14 protein-coding genes are annotated in these 13979 nt (G+C 32.9%); 3 read left to right on the top strand and 11 right to left on the bottom strand.

Annotation, left to right across the window (positions count from 1 at the left end; all coding sequences use genetic code 11):
- The first annotated feature begins 6 nt into the window (after positions 1–6).
- The 3 genes from ACJJV4_RS10240 to ACJJV4_RS10230 all read left to right on the top strand — a co-directional run bounded on the left by ACJJV4_RS10240 (position 7) and on the right by ACJJV4_RS10230 (position 4950).
- A complete protein-coding gene (locus ACJJV4_RS10240; RefSeq protein WP_405294064.1) occupies positions 7–1365 on the top strand; it encodes a sensor histidine kinase in 1359 nt (452 codons plus the stop codon).
- Between the two features lie 99 nt (positions 1366–1464).
- Positions 1465–2682: a GTPase HflX gene (gene hflX, locus ACJJV4_RS10235; RefSeq protein WP_304405053.1), complete on the top strand. Its 1218-nt coding sequence runs from the start codon at positions 1465–1467 to the stop codon at positions 2680–2682.
- A 12-nt stretch (positions 2683–2694) separates the two neighbouring features.
- On the top strand, positions 2695–4950 hold the full coding sequence (locus tag ACJJV4_RS10230; RefSeq protein ID WP_405294062.1) for a transglycosylase domain-containing protein: 2256 nt from the start codon (positions 2695–2697) through the stop codon (positions 4948–4950).
- A gap of 65 nt (positions 4951–5015) precedes the next feature.
- Here the strand turns inward: ACJJV4_RS10230 and ACJJV4_RS10225 are convergent, their stop codons facing one another.
- The 11 genes from ACJJV4_RS10225 to ACJJV4_RS10175 all read right to left on the bottom strand — a co-directional run bounded on the left by ACJJV4_RS10225 (position 5016) and on the right by ACJJV4_RS10175 (position 13915).
- A complete protein-coding gene (locus ACJJV4_RS10225; protein WP_405294060.1) occupies positions 5016–5942 on the bottom strand; it encodes a DUF3078 domain-containing protein in 927 nt (308 codons plus the stop codon).
- A gap of 141 nt (positions 5943–6083) precedes the next feature.
- A complete protein-coding gene (locus tag ACJJV4_RS10220) occupies positions 6084–6590 on the bottom strand; it encodes a DUF2480 family protein (protein WP_405294058.1) in 507 nt (168 codons plus the stop codon).
- A 39-nt stretch (positions 6591–6629) separates the two neighbouring features.
- Positions 6630–6956 carry a DUF59 domain-containing protein gene (locus ACJJV4_RS10215; RefSeq protein ID WP_042497739.1) on the bottom strand — a complete coding sequence of 109 codons (327 nt, stop codon included), beginning with the start codon at positions 6954–6956 and terminating at the stop codon, positions 6630–6632.
- Between the two features lie 53 nt (positions 6957–7009).
- On the bottom strand, positions 7010–7432 hold the full coding sequence (locus tag ACJJV4_RS10210) for a SufE family protein (protein ID WP_159018967.1): 423 nt from the start codon (positions 7430–7432) through the stop codon (positions 7010–7012).
- Positions 7433–7605: 173 nt separating this feature from the next.
- Positions 7606–7998 carry an META domain-containing protein gene (locus ACJJV4_RS10205; RefSeq protein WP_405294055.1) on the bottom strand — a complete coding sequence of 131 codons (393 nt, stop codon included), beginning with the start codon at positions 7996–7998 and terminating at the stop codon, positions 7606–7608.
- Between the two features lie 45 nt (positions 7999–8043).
- On the bottom strand, positions 8044–9258 hold the full coding sequence (locus ACJJV4_RS10200) for an aminotransferase class V-fold PLP-dependent enzyme (RefSeq protein ID WP_405294053.1): 1215 nt from the start codon (positions 9256–9258) through the stop codon (positions 8044–8046).
- A 179-nt stretch (positions 9259–9437) separates the two neighbouring features.
- The gene (sufD, locus tag ACJJV4_RS10195) at positions 9438–10751 is read right to left on the bottom strand and encodes a Fe-S cluster assembly protein SufD (protein WP_405294051.1); all 1314 of its coding nucleotides are present in this window, start codon (positions 10749–10751) and stop codon (positions 9438–9440) included.
- Between the two features lie 139 nt (positions 10752–10890).
- Positions 10891–11643 carry a Fe-S cluster assembly ATPase SufC gene (gene sufC, locus ACJJV4_RS10190; RefSeq protein ID WP_405294049.1) on the bottom strand — a complete coding sequence of 251 codons (753 nt, stop codon included), beginning with the start codon at positions 11641–11643 and terminating at the stop codon, positions 10891–10893.
- Between the two features lie 72 nt (positions 11644–11715).
- On the bottom strand, positions 11716–12099 hold the full coding sequence (locus ACJJV4_RS10185; RefSeq protein WP_405294047.1) for a hypothetical protein: 384 nt from the start codon (positions 12097–12099) through the stop codon (positions 11716–11718).
- 20 nt (positions 12100–12119) lie between these two features.
- Complete coding sequence (gene sufB / locus ACJJV4_RS10180; RefSeq protein ID WP_159018973.1) at positions 12120–13568, bottom strand: Fe-S cluster assembly protein SufB; 1449 nt, start codon at positions 13566–13568, stop codon at positions 12120–12122.
- 17 nt (positions 13569–13585) lie between these two features.
- Positions 13586–13915 carry an iron-sulfur cluster assembly accessory protein gene (locus ACJJV4_RS10175; protein WP_074937377.1) on the bottom strand — a complete coding sequence of 110 codons (330 nt, stop codon included), beginning with the start codon at positions 13913–13915 and terminating at the stop codon, positions 13586–13588.
- Between the last annotated feature and the right edge of the window lie 64 nt (positions 13916–13979).

Below are 13979 nucleotides of genomic sequence, written 5' to 3'. Positions count from 1 at the left end.
TTGTAAATGTCTACTTTTTTTTTAAATTTTAATACATGGGTTCAAGGCGTTTTATTTATTTTAATTGTCTACCATACAAGTGCTTTTTTTATTACAAAAGATAAAAGCCTTGGTGTTTATGCTGCTTATTTGTTTTTGGTTTTTTTATATCTAATACCTAAAACTAATAATGAGAGTTCTATACACTTGGCTCATAGTTTTAGTTCGTTTTTTAAAAAAGCAAACTGGATTATACAAGTGTATTATTGGCTTTTATATGCTTGGTTTAGCTTACTGTTTTTATCAATAAGTAAGAAGAGTAAAAAGCTAAGCTCTATTATAAAATGGTATATAAAAAGTGCTTTTGTAATATCAACAATAATTTATGTAATTGATTTTTTTGCTTTCGATAACAACTATTTTGTTTGGTATTTTATAGGTGTTTTTATGCCAGTGTCCTTAGGGATTGTTTTTATTTTTCTTAAAACTATTAGTAAGTTTAAGGATGTTTTAAATACCTATTTTGTTGTTGGGGTGGTCTTTTTTGTGGGGTTCTCCTTGTTGTCAATAATATTCTCTTATTTCCCCCGTTTTTTTGTTAAGCATTTTAGTCCTATAGATGTTTTTGTATTTGGTGTTTTAATAGAAGCTATTGTGTTATCTGTAGGTTTAGGATACAAATTCTTTTTATTTAGAGAAGAATCTTTTAGGTTAGAACAAATAAAAAATGCTTTTGAAAACGAAATAAACGAACTGAAATTAGCGAGTTTACACAGTCAAATGAATCCGCATTTTATTTTTAATGCCTTAAATTCCATTAAGCTTTACATTATAAATAACGACAGAGATAGAGCTGCTCATTATTTAACAAGGTTTTCTAAACTTATCAGGAAAATTTTAGAAGCTTCAAACAAAAACGAAGTTACCTTAAAGGAGGAGTTAGAAACCTTAGACCTATATTTAAATATAGAGAATATTCGTTTTCAAAATCAAATTGAAGTATCGGTTTCAATAGATAAAACTGTTAATTTAGAACAAGTTAAATTACCGCCTTTAATATTGCAGCCTTTTTTAGAAAATGCTATTTGGCATGGTTTGTCATCTAAAAAAAGTGATAAAAAAATAATAATACATGTTTCGAAATACAATGCTCATTTTGTCGAAATTACTATTGAAGATAATGGAATAGGCAGAGAAGCGTCGGCTAAGATTAAAGCAGAGAAGTCAATCAAGCGAAAGTCTGTAGGTATACAATTAACAAAAGAGCGATTAGAACGCTTTGTAAAATATAAAAAGCGTAGTTACACTTTAATCTATAAAGATGTTATGTCCGTAAATAATGAAGTTGTCGGAACAGTAATTTTTTTAAGACTTCCAATGGTTTAAGTCTGTTATAAAAGAACGTAGGTAAAAGCGGTAGGAGTAAAAAAAAATAGGCTTAAAATTATTAAAAATAAAATCACTGCAATTGTGTAACTTTGTATTATGATAGAAGAGAAAGATATTTCTTTAGAGCGCGCAGTATTAATAGGCGTTGTTACTAAAGAACAAGACGAAGAAAAATCTAAAGAATATTTAGATGAGTTGGAGTTTTTAACCTACACGGCAGGCGGATATGCCATTAAGCGTTTTACACAGAAAATGGACATGCCTAACCCGAAAACCTTTATTGGTACAGGTAAAATGGAAGAAGTTCGCCAATTTATTGTAGATAATGATATAAGCACTGCTATTTTTGATGACGAATTGTCGTCGGCACAAGAGCGTAATATTAGTAAAATTTTAGAAGTAAAAGTTTTAGATCGAACGAATTTAATATTAGATATTTTTGCGCAACGAGCACAAACTAGTTATGCCCGCACACAAGTAGAATTGGCACAGTGTCAATATTTACTACCGCGATTACGGGGTATGTGGACGCACCTTGAGCGTCAAAAAGGGGGTATTGGAATGCGCGGACCTGGTGAAACAGAAATAGAAACCGATAGACGAATTGTACGAGACAAGATTGCACTTCTAAAAGACCGAATAAAAACCATAGATAAGCAAATGGCTGTGCAACGTGGTAACCGTGGTAAAATGGTTCGTGTTGCACTTGTGGGTTATACCAATGTTGGTAAGTCTACCTTAATGAATGTAATTAGTAAAAGTGATGTATTTGCTGAAAACAAACTTTTTGCAACCCTTGATACTACGGTGCGTAAAGTTGTAATTCAAAACTTGCCATTTTTATTGTCTGATACGGTAGGGTTTATTAGAAAATTACCAACACAGTTGGTCGATAGTTTTAAAAGCACGCTAGATGAGGTTCGTGAAGCCGATTTATTGTTGCATGTTGTAGATATATCGCACCCAAATTTTGAGGAGCATATTGCATCTGTAGAGAAAATTTTAGGTGAAATTAAAAGTGGTGATAAGCCAACTATTATGGTTTTCAATAAAATTGATGCGTACAGCGCTGAACATCTAGATGATGATGATTTAGAAACAGAGCGTAGCGAAAAACACTATAGTTTAGAAGAGTGGAAAAGCACTTGGATGAGCAAAGTAGGGAACAATGCACTCTTTATTTCGGCATTGAATAAAAAGAACTTAGAAGATTTTAAAAAGCGTGTCTACGATGAGGTTCGTGAAATCCATGTAACTCGTTTTCCTTATAATCAATTTTTATATCCGGATTACAATTATGAAGATATGGAATAGATAAAACCACATATGGCATTACTAAAAAGTTTATTTAGAAATAAATGGATGAAACTGGCGCTTGTTGGTTTCATTTCCGTTTTAATATTTTTTATAGGGCTTTACATCAGTATTTATTTAGGGGCTTTTGGTAAAGTGCCAACATCTGCAGAATTAAGTTTTATTAAGCAGGAAGAAGCTACTCAGGTTTTAGATCAAGAAGGGAAACTTATTGGCAAATATTATGTTTATGATAGGCAACCGCTGCATTTTGAGGATTTCCCAAAACATCTTATTGAAGCCTTAGTTAATACCGAAGATGTTCGTTTTTTTGAACATGATGGTATCGATAACGTGAGTTTAATGCGGGTTTTTGTAAAAAGTATTTTACTTCAAGATAAATCTGCTGGAGGTGGAAGTACTATAACATTACAGTTGGCAAAAAATCTATACGGTAGAAAGAATTATCGATTTTTTAGTATGGTGATTAATAAGTTTCGAGAATCGATTATAGCGAAACGTATTGAAACCATATATTCAAAACATGAGATTCTTACTATGTATTTCAATACAGTACCTTTTCCTGATAATACTTATGGTATTGAAAGTGCGGCGCGTAAGTTTTTTAATAAACCAGCGTTTGAACTTTCTATAGATGAAGCTGCTGCTTTGGTTGGTTCCTTAAAAGCCAATAATTTTTATAACCCGAGATTACACCCAGAGCGAAGCATAGATAGGCGTAATGTTGTACTTAGCCAAATGGTTAAATACGGAAATATGCCTCAAGATACTGCTACGTTTTATGCCGATAAACCTTTGGGGTTAGATTATAAATCGTTTAATCACGATGTGGGTATTGCGCCTTATTTTAGAGCGCAGGTTAAAAAGGAATTAGCGGTTATTTTAGATAGTATAAAAAAGCCCAATGGTGAGTCTTACGATTTATATCGCGACGGACTTATAGTACACACCACTTTGGATATGGGTATGCAAAAAATGGCAGAAGAAGCCATGAAAGAGCACCTTACAGCTTTGCAAAATAGTTTTGAACGTTCCTATGGAAATAATGCGCCATGGGTAAAGAATAAGCAATTAATAAATGCTGCTTTAAAAAAACTACCAGAATATAACCTATATAAAAAATCAGGTTTAACTGAAGCTCAAATTAGAGATTCACTCTCAATAAAACAGGATGTTGAATTGTTTCAGTGGGAAGGCGATACTATTAAAAAAGCAAGTGTTATCGATAGTTTACAGCATTATTTAAAGTTTTTAAATACAGGTATGTTAAGTATCGAACCTCAAACAGGTGCGATAAGGAGTTATATTGGAGGTATTGATTATCGTTATTTTAAATACGACCATGTGTCTCAAAGTGAACGTCAAGTAGGTTCTACTTTTAAGCCTTTTGTTTACACAGCTGCTATCGAGAATGGTATGGAACCTTGTACTTATTTTTCTTTAGCTGAGGTTACTTATAGCAATTTTAATAATTGGACGCCTTCAAATTCTGGAGGTGAAAATGAGGATCCCTACATTAACTATAACCTTGAAATGGCATTGAGTAATTCTGTTAATACCATTGCTGTAAAGGTTTTAAATGAAGTTGGAATTCCGAAGGTATTAGAGCAAGCAAAACGAATAGGTATTAAAAAAGAGTTGCCCAATTTACCTTCTATAGCGCTTGGTGTTGCAGAAATTAACTTAAAGGAACTTACGGGAGCTTATGCTAGTTATGTAAACGATAGCAAACCGGTAACGCCTTACGCTATAACTAAAGTTACGGATAGAACCGGTAGAGTTCTAGCAGAGTTTAGACCGGAATTAGCGGAGCGTGCTTTTAAGGATTATACACGGCAGGTTATGTTAGAAATAATGCAATCTACAGTTAATAAAGGTACGGCTTCTCGATTAAGGTCTATCTATGGTTTAAATAATGATATTGCTGGAAAAACGGGAACAACACAAGATAATAAAGATGGTTGGTTTGTTGGAATTACTCCAAAACTAGTAACTGTAACTTGGGTTGGGAACGATAACCAATCTATTGGCTTTAGAACAACAGGATTAGGGCAAGGCGCAAATTCTGCCCTTCCTATATTTGCGAAGTTTTACTCTAAATTGAATAAGGATTCTAAGTATAATGGTATAACAAAAAGTCATTTTGAAAAACCTACCGATCAGGTGGTTTCCGATTTGGATTGTAATGAAGAAAAACGAGATGGGTTTTTAAAAAGAATCTTTACTAGTAAAAAGAAACAACGAAAATTTAAAGGGAATAGAAAATAGTTATAACAAAAAAAACGCACATCAATCGATGTGCGTTTTTTTTTCTTCCGTTAAGGAAAAAGTTATTAGAATTTATAACTTAAACCAACAGTATAGAAAGATTGTAATTTGTTATCTACAGAATCAAAAGTTTCAGTAGTGTTACCCAAAGTTTCAATAGAGTAATTAAGTGCTTCTTGTTTGTTACTTCTTAAACCAAAATCAAAACCAACACCAATCATTTTCCATAGCGTGTAGCTAAAAGAGTTTGTCCAAGTAAGGTTAGATAAATCTCCAGATTTATAGCTTTGGAAAGCAGATAAGTTAGTTTTAAAGTTAATAGCTCCAATTTGTCTTGTGTAATCTGCAACAATTTTAGCGCCTAAAGAAGATTCGAAAACTGAATCACCATCAGCAAATACAAAGTTGTAGTTTAAAGGGTGGACAACCACAATTAAGTTTTCAATTGGAGTCCATGTAGCACCAATACCAAGGTCTAAATATCCAGGATCGTTAAAGTTATCTAATATAGTAGTTCTGTATTCCATTAATCCAGAAGCAGCTAATGTTTTGGTAATGTTTCTACCGTATAAAGAAGAAATATTAAAAACATCTGTTGTTGGGTTAAAGCTATCATCATCACCAGCATCATCTTTATTATCAAGTTTTACCCAGTTTAAATTTGTATTTAATGAGTTTCTCCAGAAAAACTTGTCTTCAATTAAGTTTGCGTAAGCATTTAAAGTGAAACCTATATTTCCAGAAGAATTGTTTGGTGTACCTTGAGAATACCAGTTACTAAAGTTAGATAAGTTACCACCAATAGTACCAAAAGCACCTTTTCTCCATCCTGGAAGTGCATCAATTTGAGCTTGTAAAGCATTTGCTTCACCTTGAGCAGCATCTGCAATAGCTTGCTTTTCTGCTTTTTGAGCTTGTAATTCTTCTTTAGTCTGTGCATTTACCGAAAACATTCCGATAGATAGTGCAAGTAATAATAACGTTTTTTTCATTTTTTAGTTTGTTTTAAAATGGGTGCAAATGTAAGGTATTTTTTAAGTTAGAAATCATCCTGTTTAAAAAAAAGGGAATGATTGTATGTTTGCACACATAAGTTAGACTCTAAATATGTGTAAAGGTCACAATAAAATTAATTATTTCTTTTTATAAAGAGGCACCGAAGAACAGGCCTCGCCATACATAATAGATTTTGCAAAGGGTTGCAATTTGTTGGCCAACATAATATAGGCATTTTGTGGCACTGGTTTTTTAGAGCAGCCTTTTATAATAATAGGTTTGTCTTTAAACTCCCTAACATCAAGAGCGTTAATAACATCTTGATAGATAGCTGTTTCTAGATTGTCGAGGTTGCCAATAATGGTTTTTTTAGCATAAGGCTCTAAGTGAATACTTAAAAGCATGTAGGCCCAGCCTGGTACAATTGCATCTGTACTGCATGTTAAGGCTATATATGCGCCTTGGTATTGTTCCCAATTAAATTCTAATGCCTGAGCTCTAAAATCTTTTTCACGCAAAACAAAGCCTTCAAAAAGCCAATCTTTGATGTCAAAAAGAACACGGTTGCCCTGAGGATAATAATCTTCAAGATTAACCGTGATTAATTTACTATTCGCAACGCGATTAATTATTTCGTCTGCCATAATTATTTTAGAAAATGTAGTAGAAACTTAGTCCTAGTATTAAAGCATTCCAAGTTCTAATTTTGCTTCTTCGCTCATTAAATCTTGGGTCCATGGTGGATCGAAAGTAATTTCAACTTCGGCACCCTTTACTTCGTTTAAAGATTTTACTTTTTCTTCAACCTCTAAAGGCAACGTTTCTGCTACTGGGCAGTTTGGAGTTGTTAGAGTCATTAAAATTTTTACGTCGTAATCTTCATTTACAAATACATCGTAAATTAAACCAAGTTCGTAAATGTCAACAGGTATTTCTGGATCGTAAATAGTTTTTAGTACGTTAACTATTTTTTCACCTAATTCGGCTGTATCTATGGTTGTTTCGCTCATTTTTTAAGTTGTTTTTATTTCCGTGAAAACGGAAATCTTATTGATTTAGAATATTATTTTATTTGCGTTTGGTAAGCTATAGCATACAATTTTAATTGTTTAATCATGCTTACTAAACCATTTGCTCTAGTTGGAGACAAATGTTCTTTTAATCCAATTTTATCAATAAAATCGGTGTTGGCATCAATAATATCTTTTGGGTGCTGGTCGTTAAAAACACGAATTAAAATAGCAATAATACCTTTAGTAATAATAGCATCACTATCTGCTGTAAATTCTATTTTATCGTTGTTTAATTCGGCATGTACCCAAACTTTACTTTGGCAACCTTTAATAATGTTGCTTTCAGTTTTATATTGATCGTTAATTATAGGTAAATCTTTCCCTAAATCAATCATGTATTGGTAACGTTCTTCCCAGTCTTCAAACATTGAGAATTCGTCAATTATTTCGTTTTGAATATCTTCAATAGTCACAATAACAAATTTTTATACAAAAATACAATAATAGAAGTTGCTTTTCAATGTTTTCCCAAAAGATAGGTTGCTCTTTCTGTATTGATTTTTTTCTTAGGAAGAATAACAACACGGTCCAGAGTGGTGCAAAGGGCTTTCAGGTTTTTATTACTGAAAAGAAAACTTTAGTTGAATTATTTTTTTGCTTTTAGTAAAATAGCGTCGTCTGCTTTTAAGTTTAAGGTATTGTTTTCAAATGAAAACGTATTAACTTTAGAAAGCAGTTGAAGCATTTCTGATTCTATTTTATTAATATCTTCTGCGCACATTTTTCTGGTCGATCCCATTTGGCCGAACTCTAAAACAGCATCTTCCACTATGAAACTTCCAAAATAATTATTACATCCTGAAAAACCCGATATCTTTTTAGCCTTGGCATCAAAAGTGATAGTTAGGTTTTCTGGTAATTCCGAGTTTTGATTTAGTGATACAATATGAAATTCTCCAGATAGCTTTTCCGCATTCGGTTTGTTTCCGCATGACGTTATAACAAGCATTGTGAAAAGTAAAGTACTAAATATTTTCATGTTTTATTTTTTAATTTGGTGTTCAAAAATGAAGCCAAACTAATTTTAAGAGAGCATCATTTTCGCCTTTTTTATGCCTTCAACTAAAATGTCAATTTCTTCTTTTGTGTTATAAAAAGCAAAAGAAGCTCTTATAGTTCCGGGAATACAGTAAAAATCCATAATAGGTTGTGCACAATGGTGCCCAGTTCTTACGGCAATGCCTAATTTATCTAGAATAGTACCTACATCATACGGATGAATACCTTCTAAATTAAATGAAATTACAGATGTTTTATGTTTAGCCGTACCGTAAAATTTTAAGCCTTCGATGGTGGATAATTGTTCGGTAGCATAGGCAAGTAATTCATTTTCGTAGCTTGCAATGTTATCGAAACCAATATTGTTCATGTAATCTAAAGCGGCTCCAAAGGCAATACCTCCGCAAATGTTAGGTGTTCCTGCTTCAAATTTATGAGGTAAATCTGCATAAGTTGTTTTTTCAAACGTAACTTCTGCAATCATTTCACCACCACCTTGATAAGGAGGTAGTTTTTTCAACCATTCTTCTTTACCGTAAAGCATCCCAACACCTGTTGGCCCGCAAACTTTGTGAGCAGATGCCACATAGAAATCGACATCTAAATCTTGCACGTCCGGTTTTATATGCGGGCAAGATTGAGCGCCATCTATTAAAACAGCCGCTCCGACCGCGTGTGCTTTTTCAATAATATATTCAATAGGGTTAATAGTACCTAATGCATTTGAGATGTGGTTTACAAAAACTAGTTTTGTTTTATCTGAAAGTAAATTATCATAAGCTTCCATAATAAGTTCACCTTCCAAATTCATTGGAATCACTTTTAATACAGCACCTGTACGTTCACAAAGCATTTGCCATGGCACAATATTACTGTGGTGTTCTAAGGCAGAAACAATAATTTCATCGCCAGTTTTTAAGAGCGCGGAAAAACCATTTGCAACCAAGTTGATACTGTGGGTTGTGCCCGAGGTAAAAATAATTTCATGCGAAAATTTCGCGTTAAAATGTTTTTGTATGGTCTGTCTTGCTATTTCGTATTTATCAGTAGCTTCTTGACTTAATGTATGCACGCCTCTATGAATATTTGCATTGTAATTGCTGTAGTAATCTACAATAACATCGATAACGGCTTGTGGCGTTTGTGATGTTGCTGCATTATCAAAATACACTAAGGGTTTATTGTTTACTTGTCGAGATAGAATAGGGAAGTCGGCTCTTATTTTGGATACGTCAAGCATGTTTTTTTTCGTTTGAATACACAAGGATTTTATAATTCCTTCTGTAAAGGGTTTATTATTTTTTTTCTTGAAATCGAACTCTATAACTAGGTTACGAGTTTGATTTAAACAAAAAAGTAACATTATAAAAGACGAGCTTTTCTAATATTACTTTTAAATTATAAGGGTTAAAATGTAGACTATAAATCGAATCCGATGTTTACACCCAATTTGTTTGCAATAATTTTAGTAATACGTTGTTTCATCTCAGGGATTTTAACAGAACTTAAAACATTGTTGCTAAAGGCATACATTAAAAGCGCTTTAGCTTCTTTTTCTGGTATACCACGAGATTGCATGTAAAACATAGCGCTTTCGTCTAATTGCCCAATAGTACAGCCGTGAGAACATTTTACATCATCTGCAAAAATTTCTAATTGTGGTTTACTATTTATTGTTGCCTTATCACTTACTAATATATTATTGTTAGATTGAAATGCGTTTGTTTTTTGCGCTTCTTTATCTACAATAATTTTACCATTAAAAACACCTGTAGAGCTGTCTCCAAAAATACCTTTGTAATCTTGGTGGCTTTCACAGTTTGGTTCTATATGGTGAACTAAAGTATTGTGATCTACGTGTTGTTTTTCGCCAATAATAGTAACACCTTTTAATATAGAATCAATACGCTCTCCGTTTTGATAAAAGTTAAGGTTATTACGTATTAGTTTACCTCCAAAAGAAAATGTGTGCACAGATGCTACACTTTCTCTTTTTTGTTTGATAAATGTATTATCAATAAGTGATGCGTTAGAATTATCATTCTGAATTTTATAATAATCTACAATAGCACGCTTGTTAGCAAAAATTTCGGTAACACTATTTGTAAGTACAGGGTTATCGGTTAAACTTTGGTGACGCTCAATAATTTGAACATGACTATTCTCGTCTACTACAATTAAATTACGTGGTTGAGATAAAGTAGCCGCTTCACTTCCTGTAGAGAAATGTATAATTTGAATTGGTTTTGAAACCAATTTATTCTTTGGAATATGGATATAAGCGCCTTCTTGCGAAAATGCTGTATTTAAAGATGGTAAACTATCTTTAGTAGCGGCTTTATTAAAATAGTTTTCTATAACTAGGCGGTATTTTGGCTTAGTTAAAGCTGCAGACATTAAACAAACATCTATACCATCGTGAGTAGTCTCCGATAGGTAAGAAGAATATTTTCCATCTATAAAAATTACTTTATAAGAATCGATATCGTGAATAAAATATTTTTTCACGTCTTTATAATCGATAGTGCTTTCGTTTTTAGGGAAAACGCTATAATCTTCTTTTAAAATTCTATTTAAAGAGGTGTATTTCCAAGCTTCTTCTTTTTTAGAAGGAAAGCCTTTTTCTTCAAATGCTTTTATAGCTTCGTTTCTAATATCATGTATTTGAGTATCAACATCTACGTTGTTCTCAAATGCTAAAAAAGATGATACTAATTTTTCTTTTAAATCCATTGTTTTCAGTTTTCAGTCGCAGTCTCAGTTTTTCAGTAAAAGAAAATCTAGGAGTTAAACTGTTTACTATGTTTTATAATCTTGAGTAATTGGGTTTAAGAATGCAACTGCATGCTGTTACCAAATACTGAGACTGTTTTTAAGCGTTCACTTCTTCTTTAATCCAATCGTATCCTTTTTCTTCAAGCTCGTGAGCTAGCTCTTTACCACCCGATTTTACAATTTTACCATTGTATAAAACATGTACAAAATCTGGAACGATATAGTCTAAAAGACGTTGGTAGTGTGTAATTACAACTACAGCGTTGTCTTTGCTTTTAAGTTTGTTAACACCATTCGCAACAATACGCAATGCATCGATATCTAAACCAGAATCAGTTTCATCAAGTATTGCTAATTTTGGCTCTAACATGGCCATTTGGAAAATTTCGTTACGTTTTTTTTCTCCACCGGAAAAACCTTCGTTTAACGAGCGAGATAAAAATTTACGATCCATTTCTAATAAATCTGCTTTATCACGAATAAGTTTAAGCATGTCTTTGGCAGGCATATCTCCTAAACCTTTTGCTTTACGCGATTCGTTAATAGCTGTTTTTATAAAGTTAGTTACAGATACTCCAGGGATTTCAACCGGGTACTGAAACGATAAAAACACACCTTTATGAGCGCGCTCTTCGGCTGCTAATTCTTCAATATCCTCACCTTCAAAAATAATGTTACCATCTGTAACTTCATATTCTTCTTTTCCAGCGATAACTGAAGCTAGTGTACTTTTACCAGAACCATTTGGCCCCATAATAGCGTGAACTTCTCCTGCTTTCACTTCTAGGTTAATACCTTTTAGAATGCCTTTATCTTCTACGCTTGCGTGTAAATTATTTATTTTTAACATACTTTATATTTTAAATTCTGTTTCGATTAGAATATTCTAATCAAATTAGAATTCGGTGTTTAATTTTATTATTTAACTGCCTAGTTTAACAAGGCCTTCGTTTTCGTTATGTGCTGGTGTTACGCTTATAATCTTAACAATATCAACTTTGTTTTCCCAAAGAATTTTTTTGTCTTGTTCCTGCGTTACCTTGCCTCGTATTTCAACAGTAACCATATCGGTTTTGCTGTTTTTAAAGGCTTCTGCTTGTTTATTTAGTTCTTCTAGTTTATCAGTAATGAAAACACCATAGATTTCTGTGCTTGTTTGCAATACTGCAGCACCATCGTAATAAACAAATTCACCTTTTAATAGTGTTAAATCATCATCTTGATATATGTTTTCATTCGATTTGCTGTCGTTTTTACAACTTGTAAATAGTGAAATACAAAGAACTAAAATGGCTAATTTTTTCATTTATATCGATTTAATAGATGTTATCCTACAGAACCTTCTAAACTAATTTCTAGTAATTTTTGAGCTTCAACAGCAAATTCCATTGGTAACTTATTTAGTACCTCTTTACTAAAACCATTTACAATTAACGCAATAGCTTTTTCGGTATCGATACCACGTTGGTTACAGTAGAAAATTTGATCTTCACCAATTTTACTAGTTGTAGCTTCGTGTTCTACTTTAGCTGTTTTGTTTTTAGCTTCAATATATGGGAAGGTGTGTGCTCCACATTCATTACCCATTAGTAAACTATCACATTGTGAAAAGTTACGTGCATTATCAGCTCTAGAGCCAATTTGTACTAAACCACGGTAACTGTTTTGCGATTTACCTGCCGATATTCCTTTAGAAATAATGGTAGATTTTGTGTTTTTACCAATATGAATCATTTTTGTACCTGTATCGGCTTGTTGATAATTATTGGTCACTGCGATAGAGTAAAACTCACCTACAGAATTATCTCCTTTTAATATACAAGAAGGATATTTCCATGTTACAGCCGAACCAGTTTCAACTTGTGTCCATGAGATTTTTGCGTTTTTCTCGCATAAACCTCTTTTAGTTACAAAGTTGTAAACACCACCTTTTCCTTCTGCATTACCAGGGAACCAGTTTTGTACGGTTGAGTATTTTATTTCAGCATCGTCTAAAGCAATAAGCTCTACAACGGCTGCGTGTAATTGATTTTCATCACGACTTGGTGCAGTACAACCTTCTAGGTAACTTACATAACTACCTTCGTCGGCAATTACTAAAGTTCTTTCAAATTGTCCTGTTCCTGCTTGGTTAATTCTAAAGTATGTAGATAATTCCATTGGGCATCTAACACCTTTAGGAATATAGCAGAAAGAGCCATCACTAAAAACAGCAGAGTTTAAAGCTGCATAAAAATTATCTTTAGTTGGAACAACGGTTCCTAAATATTTTTTTACAAGTTCTGGATGCTCTTTAATAGCTTCAGAAATACTCATAAAAATAATACCCTTTTCTCCTAATGTTTTCTTGAACGTTGTAGCAACCGAAACGGAATCTACAACAATATCCATAGCAACATTGTTCATTTTTTTCTGTTCGTCGACAGAAATTCCTAATTTCTTGTACATAGCAAGTAAATCAGGATCTACATCATCTAACGTTTTATTTGGATCTACAGAAGTTGGAGCAGAATAGTAAGCTATGGCTTGAAAATCTGGTTTTGTATACCTAACATTCGCCCATTCTGGCTCTGCCATTTCTTTCCAAACTTTAAATGCTTCTAATCTCCAATCGGTCATCCATTGTGGCTCATCTTTCTTTTTAGAAATAGCGCGCACAATATCTTCATTTAAACCAATAGGAAATGTTTCAGATTCTATATCGGTAAAAAAACCGTATTCGTATTCTTTGGTTTTTAGCTCTTCGCGTAAATCATCCTCGGTATACTTCGACATAATTCTTTCTTAATTTTTTATAATGAAAACGATTCGCCACAACCGCAAGTACGGTTTGCGTTAGGATTATTAAAAACGAAGCCTGTGCCGTTTAATCCTCCTGAGTATTCTAGAGTAGTACCTATTAAATACAAGAAACTCTTTTTGTCAACAATGATTTTTACACCATTATCGATAAAAACTTTATCGTCTTCTTGATTTTCTTTATCGAACTTTAAATCGTAAGATAAGCCAGAACAACCACCACTTTTTACCCCAACACGAACGAAATCTTCGGTAGGATTATAGCCATCGTCTGTCATAAGCTCGATAACTTTCTTTTTAGCTGTTTCAGAAACTTTTATCATATATTTTGAATTTAGATTTGCTCTAAATAGAGTGCAAATATACAATATAAGTCATGGATTTCCA

It is taken from the genome of Algibacter sp. Ld11 (assembly GCF_045066735.1).
Lineage (GTDB): Bacteria > Bacteroidota > Bacteroidia > Flavobacteriales > Flavobacteriaceae > Algibacter.
The sequence above is the reverse complement of the archived record's forward strand: the minus strand, read 5'-3'. Positions and strand labels throughout refer to the sequence as shown.

Excerpts from the sequence above, each read along its gene's own strand:
- ACJJV4_RS10240 (WP_405294064.1), top strand. The coding sequence starts at position 7 with ATGTCTACTTTTTTTTTAAATTTTAATACATGGGTTCAAGGCGTTTTA.
- hflX (WP_304405053.1), top strand. The coding sequence starts at position 1,465 with ATGATAGAAGAGAAAGATATTTCTTTAGAGCGCGCAGTATTAATAGGC.
- ACJJV4_RS10230 (WP_405294062.1), top strand. The coding sequence starts at position 2,695 with ATGGCATTACTAAAAAGTTTATTTAGAAATAAATGGATGAAACTGGCG.
- ACJJV4_RS10225 (WP_405294060.1), bottom strand. The coding sequence starts at position 5,942 with ATGAAAAAAACGTTATTATTACTTGCACTATCTATCGGAATGTTTTCG.
- ACJJV4_RS10220 (WP_405294058.1), bottom strand. The coding sequence starts at position 6,590 with ATGGCAGACGAAATAATTAATCGCGTTGCGAATAGTAAATTAATCACG.
- ACJJV4_RS10215 (WP_042497739.1), bottom strand. The coding sequence starts at position 6,956 with ATGAGCGAAACAACCATAGATACAGCCGAATTAGGTGAAAAAATAGTT.
- ACJJV4_RS10205 (WP_405294055.1), bottom strand. The coding sequence starts at position 7,998 with ATGAAAATATTTAGTACTTTACTTTTCACAATGCTTGTTATAACGTCA.
- ACJJV4_RS10200 (WP_405294053.1), bottom strand. The coding sequence starts at position 9,258 with ATGCTTGACGTATCCAAAATAAGAGCCGACTTCCCTATTCTATCTCGA.
- sufD (WP_405294051.1), bottom strand. The coding sequence starts at position 10,751 with ATGGATTTAAAAGAAAAATTAGTATCATCTTTTTTAGCATTTGAGAAC.
- sufC (WP_405294049.1), bottom strand. The coding sequence starts at position 11,643 with ATGTTAAAAATAAATAATTTACACGCAAGCGTAGAAGATAAAGGCATT.
- ACJJV4_RS10185 (WP_405294047.1), bottom strand. The coding sequence starts at position 12,099 with ATGAAAAAATTAGCCATTTTAGTTCTTTGTATTTCACTATTTACAAGT.
- sufB (WP_159018973.1), bottom strand. The coding sequence starts at position 13,568 with ATGTCGAAGTATACCGAGGATGATTTACGCGAAGAGCTAAAAACCAAA.
- ACJJV4_RS10175 (WP_074937377.1), bottom strand. The coding sequence starts at position 13,915 with ATGATAAAAGTTTCTGAAACAGCTAAAAAGAAAGTTATCGAGCTTATG.